Annotated in this window: 19 protein-coding genes; 13 read left to right on the top strand and 6 right to left on the bottom strand. The window is 66.6% G+C overall.

Annotation, left to right across the window (positions count from 1 at the left end):
* Nucleotides 1–11: 11 nt before the first annotated feature.
* Nucleotides 12–1,787 (top strand): SLC13 family permease, encoded by a 1,776-nt coding sequence (locus ACK5IR_RS14930; protein WP_416929966.1) that lies wholly within the window; start codon nt 12–14, stop codon nt 1,785–1,787.
* Here the strand turns inward: ACK5IR_RS14930 and ACK5IR_RS14925 are convergent.
* Nucleotides 1,762–3,402 (bottom strand): MFS transporter, encoded by a 1,641-nt coding sequence (locus ACK5IR_RS14925; RefSeq protein WP_416929965.1) that lies wholly within the window; start codon nt 3,400–3,402, stop codon nt 1,762–1,764. The genes ACK5IR_RS14930 and ACK5IR_RS14925 overlap by 26 nt on opposite strands.
* A gap of 322 nt (nt 3,403–3,724) precedes the next feature.
* Here ACK5IR_RS14925 and ACK5IR_RS14920 point away from each other — a divergent pair, with 322 nt between their 5' ends.
* The 6 genes from ACK5IR_RS14920 (at nt 3,725) to ACK5IR_RS14895 (ending at nt 10,384) form a co-directional block, all read left to right on the top strand.
* Entirely contained in the window at nt 3,725–4,795 is a 1,071-nt protein-coding gene (locus ACK5IR_RS14920; RefSeq protein ID WP_416929964.1) for an extracellular solute-binding protein, read from the top strand.
* Between the two features lie 70 nt (nt 4,796–4,865).
* Nucleotides 4,866–5,975: an ABC transporter ATP-binding protein gene (locus tag ACK5IR_RS14915; protein ID WP_416929963.1), complete on the top strand. Its 1,110-nt coding sequence runs from the start codon at nt 4,866–4,868 to the stop codon at nt 5,973–5,975.
* Nucleotides 5,976–5,985: 10 nt separating this feature from the next.
* The gene (locus tag ACK5IR_RS14910; protein WP_416929962.1) at nt 5,986–6,852 is read left to right on the top strand and encodes an ABC transporter permease; all 867 of its coding nucleotides are present in this window, start codon (nt 5,986–5,988) and stop codon (nt 6,850–6,852) included.
* Nucleotides 6,853–6,864: 12 nt separating this feature from the next.
* The gene (locus ACK5IR_RS14905) at nt 6,865–7,725 is read left to right on the top strand and encodes an ABC transporter permease (protein ID WP_416929961.1); all 861 of its coding nucleotides are present in this window, start codon (nt 6,865–6,867) and stop codon (nt 7,723–7,725) included.
* Between the two features lie 9 nt (nt 7,726–7,734).
* Complete coding sequence (locus ACK5IR_RS14900) at nt 7,735–9,033, top strand: NAD(P)/FAD-dependent oxidoreductase (protein ID WP_416929960.1); 1,299 nt, start codon at nt 7,735–7,737, stop codon at nt 9,031–9,033.
* A gap of 328 nt (nt 9,034–9,361) precedes the next feature.
* The gene (locus tag ACK5IR_RS14895; RefSeq protein WP_416929959.1) at nt 9,362–10,384 is read left to right on the top strand and encodes a carbohydrate kinase family protein; all 1,023 of its coding nucleotides are present in this window, start codon (nt 9,362–9,364) and stop codon (nt 10,382–10,384) included.
* Nucleotides 10,385–10,391: 7 nt separating this feature from the next.
* Here the strand turns inward: ACK5IR_RS14895 and ACK5IR_RS14890 are convergent, their stop codons facing one another.
* Entirely contained in the window at nt 10,392–11,090 is a 699-nt protein-coding gene (locus ACK5IR_RS14890) for a DUF599 domain-containing protein (RefSeq protein ID WP_416929958.1), read from the bottom strand.
* 132 nt (nt 11,091–11,222) lie between these two features.
* Between ACK5IR_RS14890 and ACK5IR_RS14885 the strand changes: the two genes are divergently transcribed.
* The 5 genes from ACK5IR_RS14885 (at nt 11,223) to ACK5IR_RS14865 (ending at nt 16,576) form a co-directional block, all read left to right on the top strand.
* Complete coding sequence (locus ACK5IR_RS14885; protein WP_416929957.1) at nt 11,223–12,662, top strand: FAD-linked oxidase C-terminal domain-containing protein; 1,440 nt, start codon at nt 11,223–11,225, stop codon at nt 12,660–12,662.
* 8 nt (nt 12,663–12,670) lie between these two features.
* Nucleotides 12,671–13,798: an FAD-binding protein gene (locus ACK5IR_RS14880; RefSeq protein ID WP_416929972.1), complete on the top strand. Its 1,128-nt coding sequence runs from the start codon at nt 12,671–12,673 to the stop codon at nt 13,796–13,798.
* Nucleotides 13,799–13,804: 6 nt separating this feature from the next.
* Nucleotides 13,805–15,094 (top strand): glycolate oxidase subunit GlcF, encoded by a 1,290-nt coding sequence (glcF, locus tag ACK5IR_RS14875; protein WP_416929956.1) that lies wholly within the window; start codon nt 13,805–13,807, stop codon nt 15,092–15,094.
* Nucleotides 15,095–15,165: 71 nt separating this feature from the next.
* Nucleotides 15,166–15,966: a trypsin-like serine peptidase gene (locus tag ACK5IR_RS14870; protein ID WP_416929955.1), complete on the top strand. Its 801-nt coding sequence runs from the start codon at nt 15,166–15,168 to the stop codon at nt 15,964–15,966.
* A 148-nt stretch (nt 15,967–16,114) separates the two neighbouring features.
* Complete coding sequence (locus tag ACK5IR_RS14865; protein ID WP_416929954.1) at nt 16,115–16,576, top strand: Hsp20 family protein; 462 nt, start codon at nt 16,115–16,117, stop codon at nt 16,574–16,576.
* A 69-nt stretch (nt 16,577–16,645) separates the two neighbouring features.
* Here the strand turns inward: ACK5IR_RS14865 and ACK5IR_RS14860 are convergent, their stop codons facing one another.
* The 4 genes from ACK5IR_RS14860 to ACK5IR_RS14845 all read right to left on the bottom strand — a co-directional run bounded on the left by ACK5IR_RS14860 (nt 16,646) and on the right by ACK5IR_RS14845 (nt 20,047).
* Complete coding sequence (locus ACK5IR_RS14860) at nt 16,646–18,613, bottom strand: vWA domain-containing protein (protein ID WP_416929953.1); 1,968 nt, start codon at nt 18,611–18,613, stop codon at nt 16,646–16,648.
* A complete protein-coding gene (locus ACK5IR_RS14855) occupies nt 18,610–19,146 on the bottom strand; it encodes an RNA polymerase sigma factor (RefSeq protein WP_416929952.1) in 537 nt (178 codons plus the stop codon). The genes ACK5IR_RS14860 and ACK5IR_RS14855 overlap by 4 nt, the downstream gene beginning before the upstream one ends.
* A gap of 84 nt (nt 19,147–19,230) precedes the next feature.
* On the bottom strand, nt 19,231–19,794 hold the full coding sequence (locus tag ACK5IR_RS14850; protein WP_416929951.1) for a DUF1523 family protein: 564 nt from the start codon (nt 19,792–19,794) through the stop codon (nt 19,231–19,233).
* A 10-nt stretch (nt 19,795–19,804) separates the two neighbouring features.
* Complete coding sequence (locus ACK5IR_RS14845; RefSeq protein ID WP_416929950.1) at nt 19,805–20,047, bottom strand: hypothetical protein; 243 nt, start codon at nt 20,045–20,047, stop codon at nt 19,805–19,807.
* Nucleotides 20,048–20,193: 146 nt separating this feature from the next.
* On the opposite strand from ACK5IR_RS14845, the gene ACK5IR_RS14840 reads away from it, so the two are divergent.
* Nucleotides 20,194–21,480 (top strand): acetylornithine deacetylase/succinyl-diaminopimelate desuccinylase family protein, encoded by a 1,287-nt coding sequence (locus ACK5IR_RS14840; RefSeq protein ID WP_416929949.1) that lies wholly within the window; start codon nt 20,194–20,196, stop codon nt 21,478–21,480.
* Nucleotides 21,481–21,568 lie beyond the last annotated feature (88 nt).

Here is a 21,568-nt window from a genome sequence, read left to right as displayed (position 1 = left end):
GGAATCGCCCCATGAGTCTCGACCAGATCTTCGTGCTCGCGTTGCTCGGTCTCGTCTTCCTCGGCTTTTTCAGGGAAAGCTACCCGCCGGAGGTGACGGCGCTTGCGGCCTCGGCGGCGCTGCTGGCGAGCGGAATCATCCAGACCGGCGATTTCCTCACCGTCTTCGGTTCCCCGGCGCCGATCACCATTGCCATGATGTTCATCATTTCGGCGGCACTCGAACGCACCGGCGTGCTGACGATGCTGGGCGAATTCCTCAAGGGGCGGGCGCGCGGCTCGTACCTGCGGGCCATCCTGCTGATGATGGTGGGCACGATCGTGGCGTCGGCCTTCATGAACAACACGCCGGTTGTCATCCTGCTGACACCGATCATGATCTCGGTGGCGGGGTCGGTGGGGGTTGCGCCGTCGCGGGTGCTGATCCCGCTGTCGTTTTCGGCAATCTTCGGCGGAACGCTGACGCTGGTCGGAACCACGACCAACATCCTGATGAGCGGTGTGGCGCGCGATGCCGGGCAGCCGCCGATCTCGATGTTCGAGATGACGTTGCCGGGACTGGTTTTTGCCGCCGTCGGCACGCTCTACATGGTATTTGCCGTGCGCTACCTGCTGCCCGACCGCGCCTCTTTGGCAAGCCTGCTCGGGCAGCAGGGCAAGCGCCGGTTCATGGCGCGCCTGCTGATCCCGGCGGGATCGCGGTTTGTCGGCAGAACGCTGACGGATCTGCCGTTCAATACCGGCGGAACGCGCATTCTCGACGTGATCCGAGGCGAGGTCTCGATGCGGCGCGCCCTTGCCGAACTGGTGCTCGAACCGGGCGACCGGGTGGTGGTCAAGACCGGGGCGGGCGAGATTCTCGGCCTGAAGGAAAACGGGCAGGTGGAGTTCCGCGATATCGCGGATACCGGCTTCGAGCCGGTCACCGCCGACCGCACCGTGACGATGGAGGCGAGCGTCGGCCCCAATTCTCATCTGATCGGCAAGGAGCTGGGCGAGTTGCGGCTGCGGCGGAAATACGGCGTCTACGTCATGGCGGTGCACCGCAACGACCGGAACATCTCGGACAGGATCGACGACATCCGCCTGCACTTCGCCGACACGCTGCTGCTGGAGGGACCGCCCGAGGGCATGCAGCGGCTGCAGGAGGATGGCGGGATCGTCAACCTTTCGGCCACCACGGGCCGGGCGATGCGGCGCGAAAAGGCACCGGTCGCCATTGCGGTGATCGTGGGCGTCATGCTGCTTTCGGCTTTCGACGTGATGCCGATCGCCGGGCTTGCCCTTATCGGCGCGGTGATCGTCATGCTCACCCGCTGCGTCGACCCCGACGAGGCTTTCGCCGCCATCGACTGGCGCATCCTGTTCATGATCTTCGGCATGCTGGGGCTGAGCATGGGGCTGGAGGAGACCGGCACCGCGAGGCTGATTGTCGAACACGCCGTGGCCGCCCTGGGCGACGCGGGTCCGCTTGCCATCCTCGCGGTGGTCTATGTCCTGACCAGCACACTGACCGAAATGATCTCGAACAACGCGGTGGCGGTGCTGGTCGGCCCGATCGCGATTGCGCTGGCCCAACATCTCGGCTTCGACCCGCGTCCTTTCATCATGGCGGTCATGTTCGCGGCCTCGGCCAGTTTCGCCACGCCCATCGGGTACCAGACCAATACCTTCGTCTACAGCGCCGGCGGCTACCGGTTCCGCGATTTTCTGGTCGTCGGTCTGCCGCTGAACGTGATATTCGCCGTGGTCGCGGTCCTGATCATCCCGGTTTTCTTTCCGTTCTGACACCTGCCGCCCCGCGCCGCCGGTCGTGCAGGTGTTCCGGGTCGGCCGGGCGTTCGATCCAGCGGCGCGCCTGCGGCGGGCAGTCCTCGGGGCAGAGCGCCCTGAGTTGCAGGAAATTCTCGGCATCAGTGGAGGTGCGCCGGGCGAGATGGCGCAGATAGGCGGCCCATGTCGGCACCCGGTAGCTTTCGTGCCAGCGCTCGGGGTCGCCGAGGTCGCGATAGAGCGACCAGCCATGCGCCCCGTCGCGCAGCCGGATCACCCGCCGCCGCGCCATCAGTTCGAGAAAGCGCCCGGTATGTGCCTGTGGCACTACATATTCCACCGAAACCTTGATCGGACCGCTGTTCATCTCGATGTCGAGCGCCGGAACCGGCAGTGTCGCGCGGTGGAACGGCTCGAGGTTGCGCGCCTCGTCCGACGGCAGCGGAATCAGCAGCCCCAGCGCCGCTCCGATCAGACAGGCAACCGCCGCAGCGGTGAGGGCGGCCTGAACTCCGCCACCATCGGCGACATGCCCCCAGACGAAGCTGCCCAGCGTCAGCCCGCCAAAGGTGAATACCTGCAGCACAGACATGACCCGCCCCAGAACCCAGCGCGGGGTCGAAAGCTGCGCCACGACATTGAAGAGCGACATGGCCGATTGCCAGGCGGCGCCACACAGAACGGCCGCGATGCAGGCCGGCAGCAGCGCGCCGGACCTTGCCAGACCGAGCATGCCGAGCGCCAGCGCCACCATCGACAGGCGCACGATGGTTTCGCTGTCCATTCTTTCGCGCAGCCGCCGCATCGTCAGCGCGGCGATCACCGCCCCGATGCCGAAGGCGGCCAGAAGCGCACCGAAGGTCATCGCCGTGCCCTGCAATACCGTGCTGGCGATCACCGGCATCAGCGCAAGAACGGCGACCGCCGCGAAGCCGAAGACGGCGGCACGCAACAGAACCTTCAGGTGTTCGCCGGAGAGCGCAATATAGCGCAGCCCCGAAACAAGCGCGCTGCCCACCGGCTCGCGCGGCAGGGTTTCGGCAGCCCTGGGCGGATTCCAGCCATGGAGAACGGCGATCACCGGCAGATAGGTCGCCGCGTTGATCGCGAAGGCGGCGGCCGCCCCGAACAGCGCAACGATCATGCCGCCCACCGCCGGACCGGCGCTGCGCATCAGGTTGAAGCCCATCCCGTTCAGCAGCACCGCCTGCGGCAGATCCTCGCGCGGAACGAGATCCCCCACCGACGCCTGCCACGAAGGCAGGTGTATCGCGGCGCCGCAGCCGATGGCGAAAGTGAATGCAAGCAGGCTCCACGGGCCGATCATGCCCGTCCAGGTCAGCAGCGCCAGCAAGGCCGAGACCACCAGCATGAAGCTTTGCGCCGCGAGCATGACCGTGCGGCGCTGGAAGCTGTCGGCGAAGACACCGCCCAGCAGCGACAGCACCGCCATCGGCAGGGTGACCGAACCCTGCACCATCGCGACCATCGCCGGGCTCTCGGTGAGCGAGGTCATCAGCCAGCCCGCACCGACATTCTGGATCATCCCGCCAAGGTTGGTGATCAGCGACGCGATCCACAGCATCCGGTAGGTACGGTACTGAAACGGTGCGAAGGTGGCGCTGGCCATGGCGGGCTCCGGGCTGGTCGGGCAGGTTCGCCCGATCGCCGGTGCGCTTGCCCGACCCCTGGCGTATCGGATGAACGGTACCTTCCCTTCAATCCCTCTCCGGCGCCAATGGCAAGACGGGAAGTTCCGGCATGGCGATGGGCGCCACCCGCACGGCGCAGGCGGACATACCGGCGGCAAGCGTCACGAATCCGGGGCATTTTCGACGCTCTGGCGATGCGGGATCGTGAAAATTGAGGTGTGGACGCCGGGTCGATCTGTCGTAAAGTCCGGTCCTGAGTGCTGACCGCAAGGCATCGCACCGAACAACAGGGAGAGAGAGATGAAGACGCGCATTCTGATTGCCGGGCTGATGGCAGCCACGGCGCTTGGCGGAACCTCGGCCATGGCCGAAACGCTGCGGCTGCTGACATGGGGGTCCTATGCCCCCGAGGAACTGATCCGGAAATTCGAGGAACGCCACCCCGATATCGAGGTCGAGGTGACCTTTTCCAACAACGAGGAGATGATCGCCAAGCTGCGCGCCACCGGCGGGGCGGGTTTCGACCTGGCCCAGCCCAGTCACGACCGGATCTACGCCGCGCAACTCGAATACGACATCTACAAGCCGCTCGATCTTTCGATGGTCGATACCGAGGCGATGTCGCCGGTGCATCTGGAGGCGGTCAAGGCCAACGCCACCATCGACGGGCAGATCTATGGCGTGCCGCACCAGTGGGGCACCACCGGGCTGATGGCCGACGTGACCAAGGCGCCCGATGTCAAGGGATGGGACGACCTCTGCGATCCGGCCTACAAGGGCAAGACCTCGATGCGGCTGAAGCGGACGATCCTGCTGGCGACCGCCTTCGCGATGGGCGAGGATCCGTTTGCGACCTACGCCGATCCGGAGAAGTATCAGGAGCTTCTGGACCGCGTGGGCGAGAAGCTCATCGAATGCAAGGGCAACATCAAGGCCTACTGGAACGGCGGCGACGACCTGTCGGCGATGATGCTCTCGGGCGAGATCGTGGCCGCCGAGACCTGGGATTCGACCGCCTATAAGCTCTACGACCAAAACCACGATATCGTCTTCATTCCGCCCGAGACCGGGGCGCTGACCTGGATCGACACCTTCGTCATTCCGCGCAAGGGGCAGGCCGACGACGCGGCTTACAAGTGGATCAACTTCGTTCTGGAACCCGAGAACATCACGGTCATGTCGGCCAGCACCGGCGCGATCGCCGCCGTCAACGGCGGCACCGACCTGCTGCCCGAAGACAAGAAGGCCGCCGTCCAGGCCGCCTTTACCCAGGCCGATATCGACAACCTCAAGTTCTTTGCCAACATCCCGCCGGGGATCGAGGACATGGAGGGCAAGACGCTGGAGAAGATCAAGGCCGCCACCGAATAAGCGGCCAGGGGACAGGGCGGCGCCACCGGGTGCCGCCCCGACAATCATTGACCGGAGAGCAGCGGCAAAGATGACGACCGACAGCGTTTTCGATCTTGAGTGCACGGGTATCTGCAAGGATTTCGGCGATTTCCGCGCGGTCGACGACGTGTCCTTTCGCATTCCCAGCGGCACGTTCTTTTCGATCCTCGGGCCGTCGGGCTGCGGCAAGACAACCCTGATGCGCATGATCGCCGGGTTCGAGGCACCGAGCGCAGGCGATATCCGGATCAAGGGGGCCTCGGTTCTTCAGGTGCCGCCCAACCGGCGCAACGTGAAGATGGTGTTCCAGCATCTGGCCCTGTTTCCGATGATGAACGTCTACGAGAACATCGCCTACGGGCTGCGCTGCGCCGGCGCCACGAAGGACGAGATCGCGCGCAAGGTCGGCGACGTGCTGGAGCGCGTCGCGCTGCCCGATCTGGCCCGGCGCGAGATTCACCAGCTTTCGGGCGGGCAGAAACAGCGCATCGCCATTGCCCGCTGTATGGCGCTCGACCCCGATGTGCTGCTGCTCGACGAGCCGCTGGGCGCGCTCGACCTAAAGCTGCGCGAGGCGATGAAGATCGAGCTGAAACTGCTTCAGCACCAGTTCGACACCACATTCGTCTACATCACCCACGACCAGTCCGAGGCACTGGTGATGTCCGATCTGGTGGCGGTGATGAACGCCGGCCGGTTCGAACAGGTCGGCCGGCCCGAAGACCTCTATCACGCGCCTGAAACCGCCTTTGTCGCCGGGTTCGTCGGCGATTCGAACCGCTGGAAGGGCCGGGTGGCCGAGGTGCGCGGCGCGCAGGTCAGGGTCGAGACCGAGGCCGGGCTGACGGTGACCGGCAGCGCGCGCGGCAGCACCCCCCCGGCGGCAGGCCAGAAGGTGGAGCTTTTCGTCCGCCCGGAATTCATCCGCGCCACCAAGGCCGGCGACACCCCCGCAGCGGCTCCGGCCGAGAATACGCTGACGGGAACGGTCGACAGCCTGCTTTTCAACGGTGCCAACAGCCGGGTGCTGGTGCGCGGCCCGACCGGCGAACTGATCGAGGCCGATGTGGTGGTAACCGGCGGCCCCGACGATCCGCGCGCCGGCGATACCGTCCGGCTCGGCTGGGCCAGCGCGCAATCCATGTGCTTTCCGCTCTGAGGGGCAAACGATGCGATCCGATATCAGACGCCTGTCGCTTATCCTGCTCTTTGCGCCCTTCGCCCTGTGGATCGTTTTGTTGATCCTGCTGCCGCATATCGGCATGGTGTGGCTGTCGCTGCGCGAAAAGGTGGCGCCGCGCACCTACGAGATCGGGCTGGGCAACTACATCGATTTCATCAACGAGCCGATCTACTGGAACACGCTGCTGCGCACCGGCTCGATGTCGCTGCTGGTCACCGTGCTGGCGCTGCTTATCGGCTTTCCGGTTGCCTATTACATCGCCAAGATCGCCGGCCCGCGATCGCGCGGGGCACTGTTTCTGATGTGCCTGATTCCGCTCTGGGTCAGCGACCTGATCCGCGCCTTCGGCTGGATCCTGCTGCTGCGCGAGACCGGGGTGGTGTCGAGCTTCCTGATCTGGGCCGGTTTCACCAGCGAGGGGATCGAGTTTCTCTATAATGACGTGACGGTGGTGATCGGGCTGGTCTACACGGTGATCCTGTTCATGATCGTGCCGCTGGTCTCGACGCTCGACGGGATGGGCGACGACATGATCGAGGCAGGCTACAACCTCGGCGGCAACGGGCTGACGGTGCTCAGGCGGATCATCATTCCCTACGCGATGCCTGGGATCGTCTCGGGCTGTATCGTGGTCTTCATGCTGACGGCAGGCAGCTATCTGACGCCGATCCTGCTCGGCGGCAAGAATTCGAGCTGGTTCACCGAGCAGATCTACGATCAGTTCATCACCCGGTTTAACTGGGAATCCGGGGCGGCCTTTGGCTTTCTTCTGCTGGCCTTCACCTCGCTGGTGGTCTGGCTCGGCCTTAAGCTGAGTGGCCAGACCCTGGCCGACACGGTCGCGAAGACCTGAGGAGAAGCGGTCATGGCAGTTGCAACCACCAACAGGACGCTGATGTTCGGCTACCGGCTCTATGTCGTCGCCTTCTTCGTCTTCCTGGCCGCACCGCTGGTCGCCGCCGGCAGTTTCGCCTTCAACGATTCGCTGTTTCCGGCGCTGCCGTGGCAGGGGTTCACGCTCGACTGGTTCTTCAGCGACACCGAACCGAAGCTGGGCATGTTCCACGACCGGCGCCTGCTGCGCGGGCTCTATTATTCCCTTGTCATCGGCCTGATGGTTGCAACGCTGTCGGTGGCGGTGGGCACCACCAACGCCTTCCTGTTCGTGCGGGCGAACTTCCGCTTCAAGAACTTCTTCTATCTGCTGATGGTCGTGCCGCTGGTCATCCCGGGGGTGATCCTCGGGATCTCGATCCTGGTATTCGCCAGCAACATCGCCAACGGGGTGGAAAACCGCCTTGGGCTGGAACTGGGCTTTCTGCGGCCGGGGATATTCCTCGTCGTGCTGGGGCAATTCTCCTTCGTCACCACGATCACCTCGCTTGTCATCACCGCCCGGCTGCGCAAGTTCGACCCCTCGCTCGAAGAAGCGGCGCTGAACCTGGGAGCGAGCCGCGCCCGGGTGCTGCGCACCATTACCCTGCCCTTCCTGCGCCCGGCGATGATCGCCGCCGGCATCGTCGCCTTTCTGGTCTCGTTCGAGAATTTCAACACGACGCTGTTTCTTGTCGGCTCGGAAAGTCCGCTGACGATCACCATGTTCGACCGCATGGCCAAGGTCGGCTCGACCCCGGTTCTGAACGCGGTGTCGTTTTTCCTGATGGTCGGGTCGGGGCTGCTGGCGCTGGCCTCGGTCGCACTCCAGCGCCCGCCGCCATCGTCTTAGGGGCGCGCAATGGACACCGGCGTCTTCGCCGCGGATTACAGCGCCACGCCCTATTGGTGGCGGGCCGCGCCACCCGACACCCGCGACGGCGGAACCCTGCCGGCCGAGGTCGATATCGCCATCGTCGGCGCCGGGTATACCGGGCTGCATGCCGGCATCCAGACCGCCCGCGCCGGGCTGGTTACGCTGGTGCTCGACGCGGACGTTCCGGGCTGGGGGTGCAGCACCCGCAACGGCGGGCAGGTCTCGACCAGCGTGAAGCCGTCTTTCGCCAGCCTTTCGGCCCGGTTCGGCCCGTCGCTCGCCACCGACATCCTGCGTGAGGGGCAGGCGTCGCTCGACTTCACGCAGCGCTTCATCGCCGGCGAAGGGATCGACGCGGATTTCCGGGTCGTCGGCCGTTTTCACGGCGCCCATCTGGCCAAATCCTATGACAGGCTCGCCCGCGACATCGCCGCGCCCAATCCGGCATTCGAGACCGGCGCCTACATGGTCCCCCGCGCCGGGATGGCGGGCGAGACGGGAAGCGGCGCATATCACGGTGGGGCGGTATTTCCCCGCCACGCAAGCCTTGATCCGGGGAAATACCACCGCGGGCTGCTGCAAATCTGCCGCCATGCGGGGGCGCAGGTTGTCGCGGGCTGCCGGGTGACCGAACTCGAACGTCAATCGCGCGGCTTTCTCCTGCGCACCGAGAGGGGTGCCCTGCGGGCGGGCAAGGTGATACTGGCGACCAACGGCTACAGCGGGCCGCTCAGCCAGTGGCACCGGCGGCGGGTGGTTCCCATCGGATCCTATGTCATCGCCACCGGGGAAATCCCGACGCCCCTGATGGACAGGCTTTTTCCGACCGACCGCATCCTGTCGGACACCCGCAGACTGGTCTATTACTATCGCCCGTCACCCGACCGCAGCCGGGTATTGTTCGGCGGGCGCGTATCGCTTGCCGAATCCGACCCCGACCGTACCGGGCCGGTGCTGCTGCGCGAACTGATCCGCCTGTTCCCCGACCTGCGCGGCACCCGTATCGGCCATTCCTGGAGCGGTACCGTCGCCTACAGCTTCGACACGCTGATGCACGCGGGTGAGGATGCGGGGCTGTTTCACGCCATGGGGTATTGCGGCTCGGGTGTGGGCATGGCGGGGTATCTGGGCATGCGGATCGGTCGCCGCGCCGCCGGGCTCGACGGGGGCGAGACCGCCTTCGCCCGCATACCCTTTCCGACACGGCCGCTCTACACCGGCTCGCCATGGTTTCTTGCGCCTTCCGTCCTGGTTTACCGCCTGCGCGACAGGTTTGGCTGGTAGGCCTGCGGCGCGATCCCCTGCGACTTTCTCCGGGATCATTTCGCATCGTCACGACGGAACGCATGGCGGTTGAACAGGGCCCGCACAAAAGACGCGGTGCGGTATCGGTCGACGACGAGGAGCACCACCATGCGGCACGGCGGCATCTTGCGGCGCGATGCATGTGCCATTCTCTATGGGGCATGTACCGGTGATGACAGGCCCGCAGCCCGGGTCTGCGGTGTGAGGTCCCTGTGCCGGCGCGTTCGCCTGCGGGATGGCGGACGGTTTCGCCGCGCAGCACGCCACATCCTGACCGGACGGGCGGAATACAGCGGGAGGGTTTGAAATGTCGGCGCAGCGGAACGGGTTCGTGACCGGCGGCATATGGTGCCTCGACCGGAACATCACGGTCGCCGAATGGCCGGAAGAAGACATGGCGACAACCGTGATCGACGTGCAGCTTTCGGGAGGCGGATCGGCCTGCAACTTCGCCGTCGATATCCGCCGCCTCGATCCCGCGGTGCCGGTTTCGACCATGGGGCTTCTGGGGGCCGACAGCGATGGCGACTTCCTTCAGGCGGTTGCCGAGGCAAACGGAATTGCCCACCGGTTCCACCGTACGGGCGATGCCGCAACGCAGGCGACCAACGCCTATGCCTCGGCGGCGACGGGGCGGCGGACGCATATCCTGTTCCATGGCGCGGGCGACCTGCTGTCGCCGGAGCACTTCGATTTCTCCGACACCTCGGCGCGGCTGTTCCACCTTGGCCTGCCCGGCATTCACCGGACCATGGACGCGCCGTGGCAGGGTGAGCCGAACGGCTGGGTTGCGGTACTGCGGCGCGCACGGGCCGCCGGGTTCGAGACCAATCTGGAGCTTGTTGCGGCCCCGCCCGAGCGTATTCGCGCGCTGGTTCTGCCCTGCCTGCCGCACCTGACGACGCTGGTGGTCAACGATTCCGAGATCGGCGCGCTGGCCGGCAGGGAAACGGTGCGCAACGGACGCCCGGATCCTGCCGCGTGCCGCGAAGCGGCGCGCGAGGTGCTGGCGAAGGGCGCGATGGAGACGGTTGTGGTTCACCACACGGCCGGTGCGCATCTGGTCGCGCGCGACGGCACGCAAGCCGAGCAGCCGGTGGTGCGGGTGCCGGATGCCGAGCGTCGCGGCGCCAACGGCGCGGGCGATGCCTTTGCCGCCGGATTCCATTACGCCCGTCAGGCGGGCCGGGCGCCGCGGGAATGTCTGGTGATGGCCCATGCGACCGCAGCCGCCTGCCTGCGGGCGTCGAGCCCTTCGGATGCGGTCGAGGGCTGGCGGACCTGTCTCTCTCTCGCCGAAACCTGGGGCTGGCGCGAGATGGACGGCTGAACGCCGGTCAAAGATCGGGCTTGAGCAGCGCGGCGCGGCTCTGCGATGCGAACTCGCGCCGCCAGATCATCGCCACCACCGCAACGGTGGTGACGATCAGCGGCAGCGCGCCGGCCAGCCACCCCGTGGCCGCCAGGCCGAAATAGACCGACCGCATGCCGCGGTTGAAACTGCGCGCCGCCAGCGTGCTGATCTCGCCCGCCTTGGCGGCGCGCGGATATGTGCGCGGATCGGCCGGGTCGTTCGGAACCGCGGCCATGATCACCGCGCAATAGCCGAACAGCCGGTGTGACCAGACGAACCGCAGGAATGCACCGACCAGGAACACCAGCATCACCAGAATCTTGATTTCCCAGACGACACGCGGCGCATCGCCCTGAATCAGCTCCTCGGCCACATTGCTCAGCGGTTGCGGATTGCCGATCAGCGCCAGCCCGCCGCCGATGGCCAGCATCGCGCTCGAGGCGAAAAAGGTTGTTCCCTGACGCAGGGTGCCGAGGATCGCGCTGTCGAAGATGCGCGGCTCGCGCGTCACCATCTCGCGCATCCATTCCTCGCGATAGGCATGCATCAGGACCGCCGTCGATTTCTGCCCGCCGACGGGGTGTTCGACCAGCCAGCCCGTTGCGATCCACGCCGCAAAAAGAAACGTCAGCGCGGCAAAATCCATCGGCGTCAGAAGGGAGAGACTGTCGAGCAGGTTCATGCCGGCACGCTAGACCATCCGGCCGGCGAACGGAATCGTCTTTCGCGCCGGACACCTTGCGCCGCGCGCGTCGCTTGCCAGTGCCGGGCACCGCCTCTACGCTTCGGCCAGTGGCACCAGGGAGGCCCGCCGATGGAGATGCCAGCACCCGACCCCTCTATCCTTGCACGCAAGGAACAGATCGTCGCGCGCCTGTCGCAGGTCCTGCCCGCGGGCGCGGTGATCGACGATCCGGCCGAGACGCGGGTCTACGAATGCGACGCGCTGACCGCCTACCGTTGCCCGCCGCTGGCGGTCGTGCTGCCCTCCTCGACCGAAGAGGTAGCGGCGGTTCTGCGCATCTGCCACGCAGAGCGCGTGCCCGTGGTGCCGCGCGGTGCCGGCACCTCGCTTGCCGGCGGCGCGCTGCCGACGGCCGACAGCGTGATCCTCGGCGTGGCGCGGATGACCGGGGTGCTGGAGGTCGATTACGACAACCGGTTCATCCGCGTTCAGGCGGGCCGCACCAACCTGAGCGTGACCGGCGCGGTCGAAGAGGCAGATTTCTTCTATGCTCCCGACCCGTCGAGCCAGCTTGCCTGCGCCATCGCCGGGAACATCGCGATGAATTCGGGCGGAGCACATTGCCTGAAATACGGTGTGACCACCAACAACCTGCTGGGGCTGACCATGGTGCTGATGGATGGCAGCGTGGTCAAGATCGGCGGCGCGCATCTCGATGCGCCGGGCTACGACCTGCTTGGCCTCGTCTGCGGCTCGGAGGGCCAGCTTGGCGTGGTGACCGAGGCGACGCTGCGCATCCTGCGCCGGCCCGAGGGCGCACGCCCCGTCCTGATGGGTTTCGACAGCAACGAGGTGGCGGGCGCCTGCGTTTCCGACATCATCAGGGCCGGGGTGCTGCCGGTCGCCATCGAGTTCATGGACCGTCCCTGCATCCGCGCCACCGAGGCCTTCGCCCATGCCGGATACCCCGATTGCGAGGCGCTGCTGATCGTCGAGGTCGAAGGCTCGCCGGCCGAAATAGACGAGCAGCTTGGGCTGATCTGCCGGATCGCGCGCGGGCATGATCCGGTCGTGCTGCGCGAAAGCACCTCGGCCGAGGAATCGGCACGCATCTGGCTGGGGCGCAAATCGGCCTTCGGCGCCATGGGGCAGCTTGGCGATTACATCTGTCTCGACGGTACCATTCCGGTTTCCGCCCTGCCGGTTGTGCTGCGCCGGATCGGCGAGTTGAGCGATGCGTACGGGCTGAGGGTCGGCAACGTGTTTCACGCGGGCGACGGCAACATGCACCCGCTGATCCTGTTCGACGCCAACAAGCCCGGCGATCTGGAAACCTCCGAGGCGCTGGGGGCGGAAATCCTCAAGCTCTGCGTCGAGGCCGGCGGCTGCCTGACCGGCGAGCACGGGGTCGGGGTTGAAAAGCGCGATCTGATGAAGCACCAGTTCGCGCCGACGGATCTGGAGATTCAGATGGCGGTCAAGGATGTCTTCGATCCGTACTGGCTGCTCAACCCGGCCAAGGTATTCCCGCTCGATGCCTCGCGCGGGCGACGGGAGGGGGCGGCTTGAGCGGCGCGATCACCCCTCGGAGCGAAGCGGAACTGGCCGAGGCCATTGCGGCCGCCGCCGGGCCGCTGGCCGTGCGCGGCGGCGGAACCCGGCCGGTCGGGCGCCGGGTGGAAGGCGAAATCCTGTCGGCCGCCGGGCTTGACGGCATCACGCTCTACGAACCGGGCGCACTGACCCTTGTGGCGCGGGCCGGAACGCCGCTGGCCATGATCGAGGACGCGCTTGCAGCCGAAAACCAGCGCCTGCCGTTCGAGCCGATGGATCACCGCCCGCTGCTCGGCACCGACGGCGTGCCCACCATCGGCGGCGCGGTCGCCGCCAATGTGTCGGGGCCGCGCCGCATTCAGGCCGGTTCCTGCCGCGACAGCCTGATCGGCGTGCGTTTCGTCGACGGGGCGGGACGGGTGCTGAAAAACGGCGGCCGGGTGATGAAGAACGTCACCGGCTACGATCTGGTCAAGCTGATGGCGGGCAGCCGCGGAACGCTGGGCGTTCTGAGCGAGGTCAGCTTCAAGGTGCTGCCGGTACCCGAGGCCACCGCAACGCTGCGTCTTGCCGGCCTCTCCCCCGCGCGGGCGGTGGCGGCGCTTTCGGCCGCGCTGACCTCGCCCTTCGAGGTCAGCGGCGCGGCGCATTCCCCGGTGCGGGATGAAACGCTGATCCGGGTCGAGGGGTTTGCCGAATCTGTCGCCTATCGCGGCGGTCGGCTGGCCGACCTGCTGGGCAGGTTCGGCGATATCACCGTCGAGGAAGACCCCGCCCGGGCCGGCGATATCTGGCGGCGCGTCCGGGACGTGACCGATCTTGCCGACCGAACGGGCGATGTCTGGCGCATCTCGGTCAGGCCCGGCGACGGGCCGCGCATCGCGGCTGCGCTCGGCGAGGTGCCGGGCGGGGCGGAGTGCCTCTATGACTGGGGTGGCGGGCTGATCTGGGCGCAGGTCGCCCAGGGCGCCGATATCCGCCCCACGCTGGCGCAGATTCCGGGTCACGCAACACTGGTGAGAGCCGGCGAGGACACACGCCGCAACCTTGCGGTGTTTCCACCCGAACCGGCACCGCTGGCCGCGATCTCGGCCGGTCTGCGCGCGAAATTCGATCCGCGCGGCATCCTCAACCCCGGGCTGATGGGATAGCGGCGCATGCAGACGAATTTCACCCCCGAGCAGCTTGAGGACCCCGGTATCGCGCGGGCGAACGAGATCCTGCGCGCCTGCGTGCATTGCGGGTTCTGCACCGCGACCTGCCCCAGCTATCTGGTGCTGGGCGATGAACTGGACAGCCCGCGCGGGCGTATCTACCTGATCAAGGACATGCTCGAATCGGGGCGCGCGGCGGATGAGAAGACGGTCCGCCACCTCGACCGCTGCCTTTCCTGCCTTGCCTGCATGACAACCTGTCCGTCCGGGGTGCATTACATGCATCTGATCGACCACGCGCGCGAGCATGTCGAAAAAACCTACAGGCGGCCCCTTGCGGACCGGGCGCTGCGCTGGATGCTGGCACGGATATTGCCCTATCCGGGGCGCTTCCGCTGGGCATTGCGCGCAGCGATTCTCGGCCGGCCGCTGCGGCGCTGGATGCCGGACCCGCGCCTCCGGGCGATGCTGGCAATGGCGCCGAAGACCCTTCCGCCAGCCAGCCGGAACGACGCGCCGCAGGTATTCCCGGCGCGCGGCGCACGCCGGAAGCGGGTCGCGCTGATGACCGGTTGCGCGCAGCGAGCGCTCGATCCCGATATCAACGATGCCACCATCCGCCTGCTGACCCGGCTGGGCTGCGAGGTGGTCGTGGCGCGCGGTCAGGGCTGCTGCGGGGCGGTGACCCATCACATGGGCAGGGCGGACGAGGCGCTTGCCACGGCGGCCCGCAATATTGCCGCCTGGACCGCCGAGATCGAGGGCACGGGGCTCGACGCCATCGTCATCAACACCTCCGGCTGCGGAACGACGGTGAAGGACTATGGCCACATGTTCAGGCATAAGCCACAGGCCCGACCGGCCGCGCGGGTCGCAGCGCTTGCGCGCGACGTTTCCGAGGTACTGGTCGACCTCGGCGTGGTGGGCGCGCCGCCCGAGGATCTGACCGTGGCCTATCACGCGGCCTGCTCCCTGCAGCACGGCCAGCGGATCAGGACCCACCCCAGGACGTTGCTCGCGGCGGCGGGATTTCGCGTGGTCGAGCCCGTGGATTCGCATCTGTGCTGCGGCTCGGCGGGCACCTACAACCTGTTGCAACCGGAGATTTCCGGCAAACTCAAGGCGCGCAAGGTTCGAATGCTGGAGGCGAAGGCCCCCGATGTGATCGCCGCCGGCAACATTGGCTGCATGATGCAGATCGGCTCCGGCACCGAGATTCCGGTGGTGCATATTGTGGAACTGCTGGACTGGGCGACCGGCGGGCCGAAACCGCGCGCGCTGAATGCGGCCTGAAATCCGGCGCGATGCCGCCTTGTTTCGGCCGCGCCGGCGGGTCAGTCTCCGGCAGGGTTGTGGGAGGTGACATGCACTGGGTTGTCCTTCTGATCGCGCTCGTTCTGGCGTCGCCGGTCGGCGCGGATGATTCGCGGCCGAGCGGCCTCATCCGGCTGGCAACCGGTGACGACAGCCGTGGCTGGGAGGCGGTCGGGCGGCTCGATATTGCGCGGCGGTCGTTCTGCACCGGCGCGCTGATTGCCCCCGATCTGGTCCTGACCGCCGCTCATTGCCTGTACGACCGGAAGACCGGCACACGGATTCCACCCGAAACCATGCAGTTCCTCGCCGGCTGGCGCGATGGACGGGCCGAGGCCTATCGGGGTATCCGGCGGGCAGTTTCGCATCCCGACTACGATTTCGGCGGGGCGCACGATCTGGCCCGGGTCGCCGCCGATCTGGCGCTGCTTCAGCTCGATCGGCCGATCCGCCTGCCGAATATCCGCCCCTACGAGATCGCCGGCAGGCTGGCGCGCGGACAGCAGGTCGGTGTCGTTTCCTATGCCGAACACCGGTCCGAGGCCCCCTCGTTGCAGGAGGTGTGCCATGTCCTGCAGCGCTCGGCGGGGGTGGTGATGCTGTCGTGCTCTGTCGATTTCGGCGCTTCAGGCTCACCCATCTTCGTCTCCGGGCCCGGGGGGCCGCGCATCGCTTCCGTGATCAGCGCCATGGCCCAGGCCGATGGCGCGCCGGTGGCGCTGGCGGGTGAGTTGCACGGCACGCTCGATACCCTGCGCAAGCGGCTGGAGCCGGAGATCAGGCCACTTGGTTCCCGGTCCATGGGCGAGCCCGGAACCGCCGGCGGCGGGGCAAGGTTCCTGCGCCCGTAGGGCTTGTCCGGGAACCCACTTGAAAGCCGCATTTTCCGTACCCACATCGGAACTGTCCGGGCGCCAATGACGGGTCCGGACCTATCAGACAGGGCGTCCGTCCGGACGGAGGGCGCCCGGACAACATCGCTCAAGAGAGGATGAGACTATGCGCAGTGTTGATTTTGCCCCCCTGTATCGCGCCACCGTCGGCTTCGACCGTGTTGCCGACCTGCTTGACCGCGTGATGGCCGCCGATACCCCGCAGCCGGGTTATCCGCCCTACAATATCGAAAAGACCGACGAGAACGCCTATCGCATCTCGATCGCCGTAGCCGGCTTCAGCGAAAGCGAACTGAATGTCGAGGTGAAGGACGGCGCGCTGATCGTTTCGGCCAGCAAGGCCGCCGATGACAAGGAGCGGAACTTCCTGCATCGCGGCATCGCCACCCGCGCCTTCGAGCGCCGCTTCCAGCTTGCCGACCATGTGCGCGTCAACGGCGCCAGCCATGTCGACGGCATGCTGAACATCGATCTGGTTCGCGAAGTGCCCGAGGCGCTCAAGCCGCGCCGGATCGAGATCACCAATGGCGCGGCCGGGGTGATCGAAGCCGAAACCGTCGCTGCCTGATCTTCCCCGGCAGCAGGCGGAAGGGCGCGCATCTGCGCGCCCTTTTCGTATCCGGCAACCAGCCGGCGTTCACCGCGCAAGGTCGCTGGCCAGGCGCATCAACCGCACCGCCTCGGCACGATAGCCGAAACGGTCGTCGCCACGGGCCCCCTCGGCCAGCGCGATCGCATCGGCATAGCCCCATTCGCCCAGATACGCGCTGCCGCGAAGCAACTGGCCGAAACCTGCAATCGCCGTGGCGAAGCGGGTTTCCACGTCCGGCGGAGAGACCGCAGCCGGAACCGGCAATTCGATCAGCCGGCTGGCGCCACCGCCCGGCGCCTTGTAGCGCAGGCGAAGAAATGCCAGTTCGTCCATTGCGTCGCCCGATCCGGCAGCCGGGGCCGTCTGATAGCGCAACGGATCGGTCAGCGCCGCGGGCGAGCCTGCGGGTGTGACCTCGTAAAGCGCGGTGACCTGATGGCCGGCGCCGATCTCGCCCGCATCCACCCCGTCGTTGTTGAAATCCTGCCGCGACAGGGCGCGCGTCTCGTATCCGATCAGACGGTATTCGGCGACCGCCGCCGGATTGAACTCCACCTGTACCTTCGCGTCCCGGGCGATGGGCTGCAGGGTTCCGGCGCGCTGGTCCACCAGAACCTTCTGCGCCTCGGCCAGCGTATCGATATAGGCGGCCTGGCCGTTCCCGTTCTGCGCCAGCGCCTGCATCAGCGCATCGTTCAGATTGCCGCGCCCGAATCCCAGCACCGACAGGTATGTACCGCCGACGCGTTTGCGCGCGACATAGTCCTTCAGCGCCTGCGGATCGGAGGGGCCGAGGTTGAAATCGCCGTCGGTCGCCAGCAGCACGCGGGTCACCCCGCCTTCGCCGGCCATCGATTCCGCCACCGCATAGGCCTGATCGAGCCCGGCCTGACCGGCCGTCGCCCCGCCCGCATCCAGCCGCTCGAGCGCGGCAAGGATCGCCGCCCTGTCGCTGGCCGGCGTCGGCGCCAGAACCTCGCCGGCGCTGCCGGCATAGGTGACAATCGCCACCCGGTCCTCGGGGCCGAGTTCCGCCAGCAACAGCCCGAGCGAAGATTTCAGCAACGGCAGCTTGTCTGCATCCTGCATCGAGCCCGACGTGTCGATCAGGAAGACGAGGTTGAGCGGCGCCAGCGCCCCGGCCTCCGGCAGGGCGCCCTGCAACCCGATCCTCAGGATGCGGGTATCGGGATTCCACGGGGTCGGGCCAAGCGTGACAGCGGGGCGGAACGGCAGGCCATCCTCGGGCAGCGGATAGGCATAGGGGAAATAGTTCACCAACTCCTCGATCCGCACGGCGTCGGGCGGCGGCAACTGGCCGGCCATCAGCGAAGCGCGGGCAATCGACCACGACGCAGTATCGACATCGACCGAAAAGGTCGAAACCGGCGCATCGATTACGGTTTTGACCGGGTTGGGATCGGCATTGGCGAAGCGTTCGGTTTCCATCGGAACGACAGGCACCGGCGCGACAAGGGCAACCACCGGTGCCTCGCCCTCGTATTCGACGGCCATGTCGGCCAGTTCCGCCATGGCATCGTCCGCCGCGACACGCCCGGTCGCCCGCAGCGTGGCGGCAGGGCCGGGCTCGCGGATCAGGGGCGCGCCTGCATCGGCTGGCCGGTTCGATGCGGCGCGCGCCGAGGGCGCAGGTGCGGCCAGCGGGGCGGCGGCAGGTTCGGCAATGGTGGCCACCGGTTCCGGCGCCCGCGGCGCCTCGGGCGGCAGCAATACGAACACGGCGAGGCCTGCGGCCACCAGCCCGGTTGTCGCGGTCAGCGCGGCGCGGCCGGTCAATGCGTGGATCATGGATTTCCCTCCTGTCAGCAACCGGACACCTATGCCACGGCTGGAAGAGGGACGCGCCGGCGCGGCGGATTCTTGGGGGCGTCGTGCGTTTTCGGCGTCGAAGGCCGACATCGCCGCCCGGACATCGGCAGCCTTGCGCGCGGAATCGGGCGCAGGCGCGGCAGTTCCGAGCGCGGCGCGCAGGCGGTCCAGATCGTCGGTCATCGTACCTCCTCCTTCGCTATCGCGCGCAGGCGTTTTTTGACTTCGGACATGCGCCAGGCGACAGTGCCCTCCGATATGCCCAGAACACCGGCGACCTCGGCCTGGGTCAGTTCGCCGCCAAGGACGAGAACGGCGGTTTCGCGCAGGTCGGGCGTCAGCGCTGCCATCGCCTGTTCGAGCCAGTTCACGGCCTCCCGCGTTGCGGCATCGGCGGCACGGCGGGAAACCTCCCAGTCGCCCCAGCCGTCGGCCGCCTTCGCATGGGTCGCGGCGCGCCGGCGGCGGTCGTGCGCCGCGTTGACTGCCACGCGATAGAGCCATGTGGTAAACCGCGCCTCGCCGCGAAAGCTGGCGAGTTTCTTCGGCAGTGCCAGGCAGATATCCTGCGTCAGATCCTCGGCCTCGGCCCGGACGCCGGTCAGCCGGAAGGCAAAGGCGAACAGCCGGTCGTAATGGCGCGAAAGAAGCGCCGCGAAGGCATCGCGATCGCCGCAGGCGGCGGCTTCGGCCAGGGTGTCGTCGTCGGTCGTCATGCGCATGTCACGGGGTGAGACGCGCGATACCGCCCCATTCTTGGGGCCGGGCGCGAAAAAACGCTGCCCGCCCGGCACCACGGATCATTCGAAATCCAGCAGCGGATCTATCCGGTTGGTGCGGAACTTGCGCCAGCGCGACCAGATGGCCACGACAAGACAGCCCAGAATGAACAGGATCGCGAGCGAGATCCACGGAATTACCACCACATCCGGTCCGGCGACCGGCCGCACGCTGACCGCGTTGGGGTAGATCGAAAGATAGGGAACGCGCCAGCCGTATTTCTTGACCACGACCCAGCGCGGATTTTCCTTGGTCGATTTCAGATCGGCCGCCTCGGCCTGAAGGTTCGAGGTGTCGAACTTGAAATAGGGCGGCCAGCCCCAGCCGGTATCCTCGTTGCGATAGACGCGGGGCTTGTCCTTCGGGCTCATCGCCTGAATGAAGAACACGTCGTAGCCGGTGGTCGTTGTCGATTCCCCGGTATTGGAATTGGCCCAGAACAGCGAATTGTCACCCGGATCGACACGCTTTTCATAGGTATCGGTGATGCGCACCACATCGTTGCGCGGCAGCGTATACCAGAGGAACGCGCCCACCGCGCACCAGATCAGGAGCCAGAAGGTCCACTTGATGATATCCCACATCGGGTTGTCCTCAGTTGTGGTTCGTCAGATAGATGATGATGCCGATCAGCACCAGCGGAACGACATAGACGCCAAGGATCAGCCTGCGCCGCAGCGAATGGTCGTATTCCTCCAGCCCCGCCTCGACAAAGGCGTCGCGGTCGCCGCTGCGAATATCCTCGTCCCATTGCCGCTGCAGTTTCCCGCGGCGCACCGAACGTGACCATAGCGACAGGCAGACATAGATCACCGTCAGCACGATAATCAGGATCAACAGCAATTTCCCCAGTGCGGCCATGGTTGCTCCGTTTCGGCTCCGCCCGTTGATAGCGCCCTTTGGCACCATGTGCGACCGCAGAAATCGCCGCCAGCGGCGACAGGGCGATTGCCGGATGTGCGCAGCACCGGTAGCGTTGGGTCATGAGAGATGAAACCGATACCGGGCTGGTTGCGGCGGTCGAGGCGCGGCGTGCGGCGCTGGTCGTGCTGACGCAGGACCTGATACGCATTCCCACGCTGAACCCGCCGGGCCGCAACTATCGCGAGATCTGCGAGTACCTCGACGGTCGCCTCGCGGGTGCGGGCTTTTCCGTCGAGATGATCCGGGCCAAGGGCGCGCCTGCCGACAGCGACAGATTCCCGCGCTGGAACATCGTCGCCCGCCGCGAGGGGGGGCGGCCCGGCCAGACGGTGCATTTCAACTCGCATCACGATGTGGTCGAGGTCGGAAGCGACTGGACGCGCGACCCCTTCGGCGGCGAACTGGACGGCGACAGGATCTACGGGCGCGGTGCCTGCGACATGAAGGGCGGGCTAGCCGCATCGGTCATCGCGGCCGAGGCGTTCCTTTCGGTTTGCCCGGAGTTCGCCGGCGCGGTCGAGATTTCGGCCACCGCCGACGAGGAATCGGGCGGTTACGGCGGGGTGGCCTATCTGGCGGAACGCGGCTGGTTCGATCCGGCGCGCGTGCAGCATGTCATCATCCCCGAACCTCTGAACAAGGATCGTATCTGCCTCGGTCATCGCGGCGTCTGGTGGGCCGAGATCGAGACGCGGGGCCGGATCGCCCATGGCTCGATGCCGTTTCTGGGCGATTCCGCGATTCGTCACATGAGCGCAGTTCTGGCCGAGATGGAGGCGACCCTGTTTCCGCTGCTCGCCTCCAAGCGCACCGCCATGCCGGTGGTGCCGGAAGGGGCGAAAAACTCGACCCTCAACATCAATTCAATCCATGGCGGAGAGGCGGAGCAGGCCCAGGACTACACCGGCCTGCCCGCGCCCTGCGTACCCGACCGCTGCCGGATCGTCATCGACCGCCGCTTCCTGATCGAGGAGGACCTGTCCGAGGTGAAGGCCGAGGTCTCGGCGATGATGGAGCGGATCCGGGCCGAACGTCCGAATTTCTCCTATGAGGTGCGGGACCTGTTCGAGGTGCAGCCAACGATGACGGATGCGGATGCCCCGATCGTCACCACGGTTGCGTCCGCGATCGAAAAGGTCTTGGCGCGCAGGCCCGATTACGTGGTCAGCCCCGGCACCTACGATCAGAAGCACATCGACCGGATCGGCAGGCTCGGCAACTGCATCGCCTACGGACCGGGCATCCTCGATCTGGCGCACCAGCCCGACGAATGGATCGGCGTGCAGGACATGATCGACAGCGCCAAGGTGATGGCACTGACGCTGGCCGAACTGCTGGCTTCGTGACGCGCAAAAAAGCCGCATCCTGTCAGGCGTTCGTAAGCGGTGCATTGTAAGCGCGACGCGGTTCCCCTATGCGGCGATGCTTGACGCC

This window comes from Tropicimonas sp. (assembly GCF_047971885.1).
Lineage (GTDB): Bacteria > Pseudomonadota > Alphaproteobacteria > Rhodobacterales > Rhodobacteraceae > Tropicimonas.
Note: the sequence above shows the minus strand (reverse complement) of the source record. Positions and strands in the feature narration are given on the sequence as shown.

Excerpts from the sequence above, each read along its gene's own strand:
- ACK5IR_RS14930 (WP_416929966.1), top strand. The coding sequence starts at position 12 with ATGAGTCTCGACCAGATCTTCGTGCTCGCGTTGCTCGGTCTCGTCTTC.
- ACK5IR_RS14920 (WP_416929964.1), top strand. The coding sequence starts at position 3,725 with ATGAAGACGCGCATTCTGATTGCCGGGCTGATGGCAGCCACGGCGCTT.
- ACK5IR_RS14885 (WP_416929957.1), top strand. The coding sequence starts at position 11,223 with ATGGAGATGCCAGCACCCGACCCCTCTATCCTTGCACGCAAGGAACAG.
- ACK5IR_RS14900 (WP_416929960.1), top strand. The coding sequence starts at position 7,735 with ATGGACACCGGCGTCTTCGCCGCGGATTACAGCGCCACGCCCTATTGG.
- ACK5IR_RS14905 (WP_416929961.1), top strand. The coding sequence starts at position 6,865 with ATGGCAGTTGCAACCACCAACAGGACGCTGATGTTCGGCTACCGGCTC.
- ACK5IR_RS14890 (WP_416929958.1), bottom strand. The coding sequence starts at position 11,090 with ATGAACCTGCTCGACAGTCTCTCCCTTCTGACGCCGATGGATTTTGCC.
- glcF (WP_416929956.1), top strand. The coding sequence starts at position 13,805 with ATGCAGACGAATTTCACCCCCGAGCAGCTTGAGGACCCCGGTATCGCG.
- ACK5IR_RS14865 (WP_416929954.1), top strand. The coding sequence starts at position 16,115 with ATGCGCAGTGTTGATTTTGCCCCCCTGTATCGCGCCACCGTCGGCTTC.
- ACK5IR_RS14925 (WP_416929965.1), bottom strand. The coding sequence starts at position 3,402 with ATGGCCAGCGCCACCTTCGCACCGTTTCAGTACCGTACCTACCGGATG.
- ACK5IR_RS14860 (WP_416929953.1), bottom strand. The coding sequence starts at position 18,613 with ATGACCGACGATCTGGACCGCCTGCGCGCCGCGCTCGGAACTGCCGCG.
- ACK5IR_RS14850 (WP_416929951.1), bottom strand. The coding sequence starts at position 19,794 with ATGTGGGATATCATCAAGTGGACCTTCTGGCTCCTGATCTGGTGCGCG.
- ACK5IR_RS14870 (WP_416929955.1), top strand. The coding sequence starts at position 15,166 with ATGCACTGGGTTGTCCTTCTGATCGCGCTCGTTCTGGCGTCGCCGGTC.
- ACK5IR_RS14855 (WP_416929952.1), bottom strand. The coding sequence starts at position 19,146 with ATGACGACCGACGACGACACCCTGGCCGAAGCCGCCGCCTGCGGCGAT.
- ACK5IR_RS14910 (WP_416929962.1), top strand. The coding sequence starts at position 5,986 with ATGCGATCCGATATCAGACGCCTGTCGCTTATCCTGCTCTTTGCGCCC.
- ACK5IR_RS14895 (WP_416929959.1), top strand. The coding sequence starts at position 9,362 with ATGTCGGCGCAGCGGAACGGGTTCGTGACCGGCGGCATATGGTGCCTC.
- ACK5IR_RS14840 (WP_416929949.1), top strand. The coding sequence starts at position 20,194 with ATGAGAGATGAAACCGATACCGGGCTGGTTGCGGCGGTCGAGGCGCGG.
- ACK5IR_RS14915 (WP_416929963.1), top strand. The coding sequence starts at position 4,866 with ATGACGACCGACAGCGTTTTCGATCTTGAGTGCACGGGTATCTGCAAG.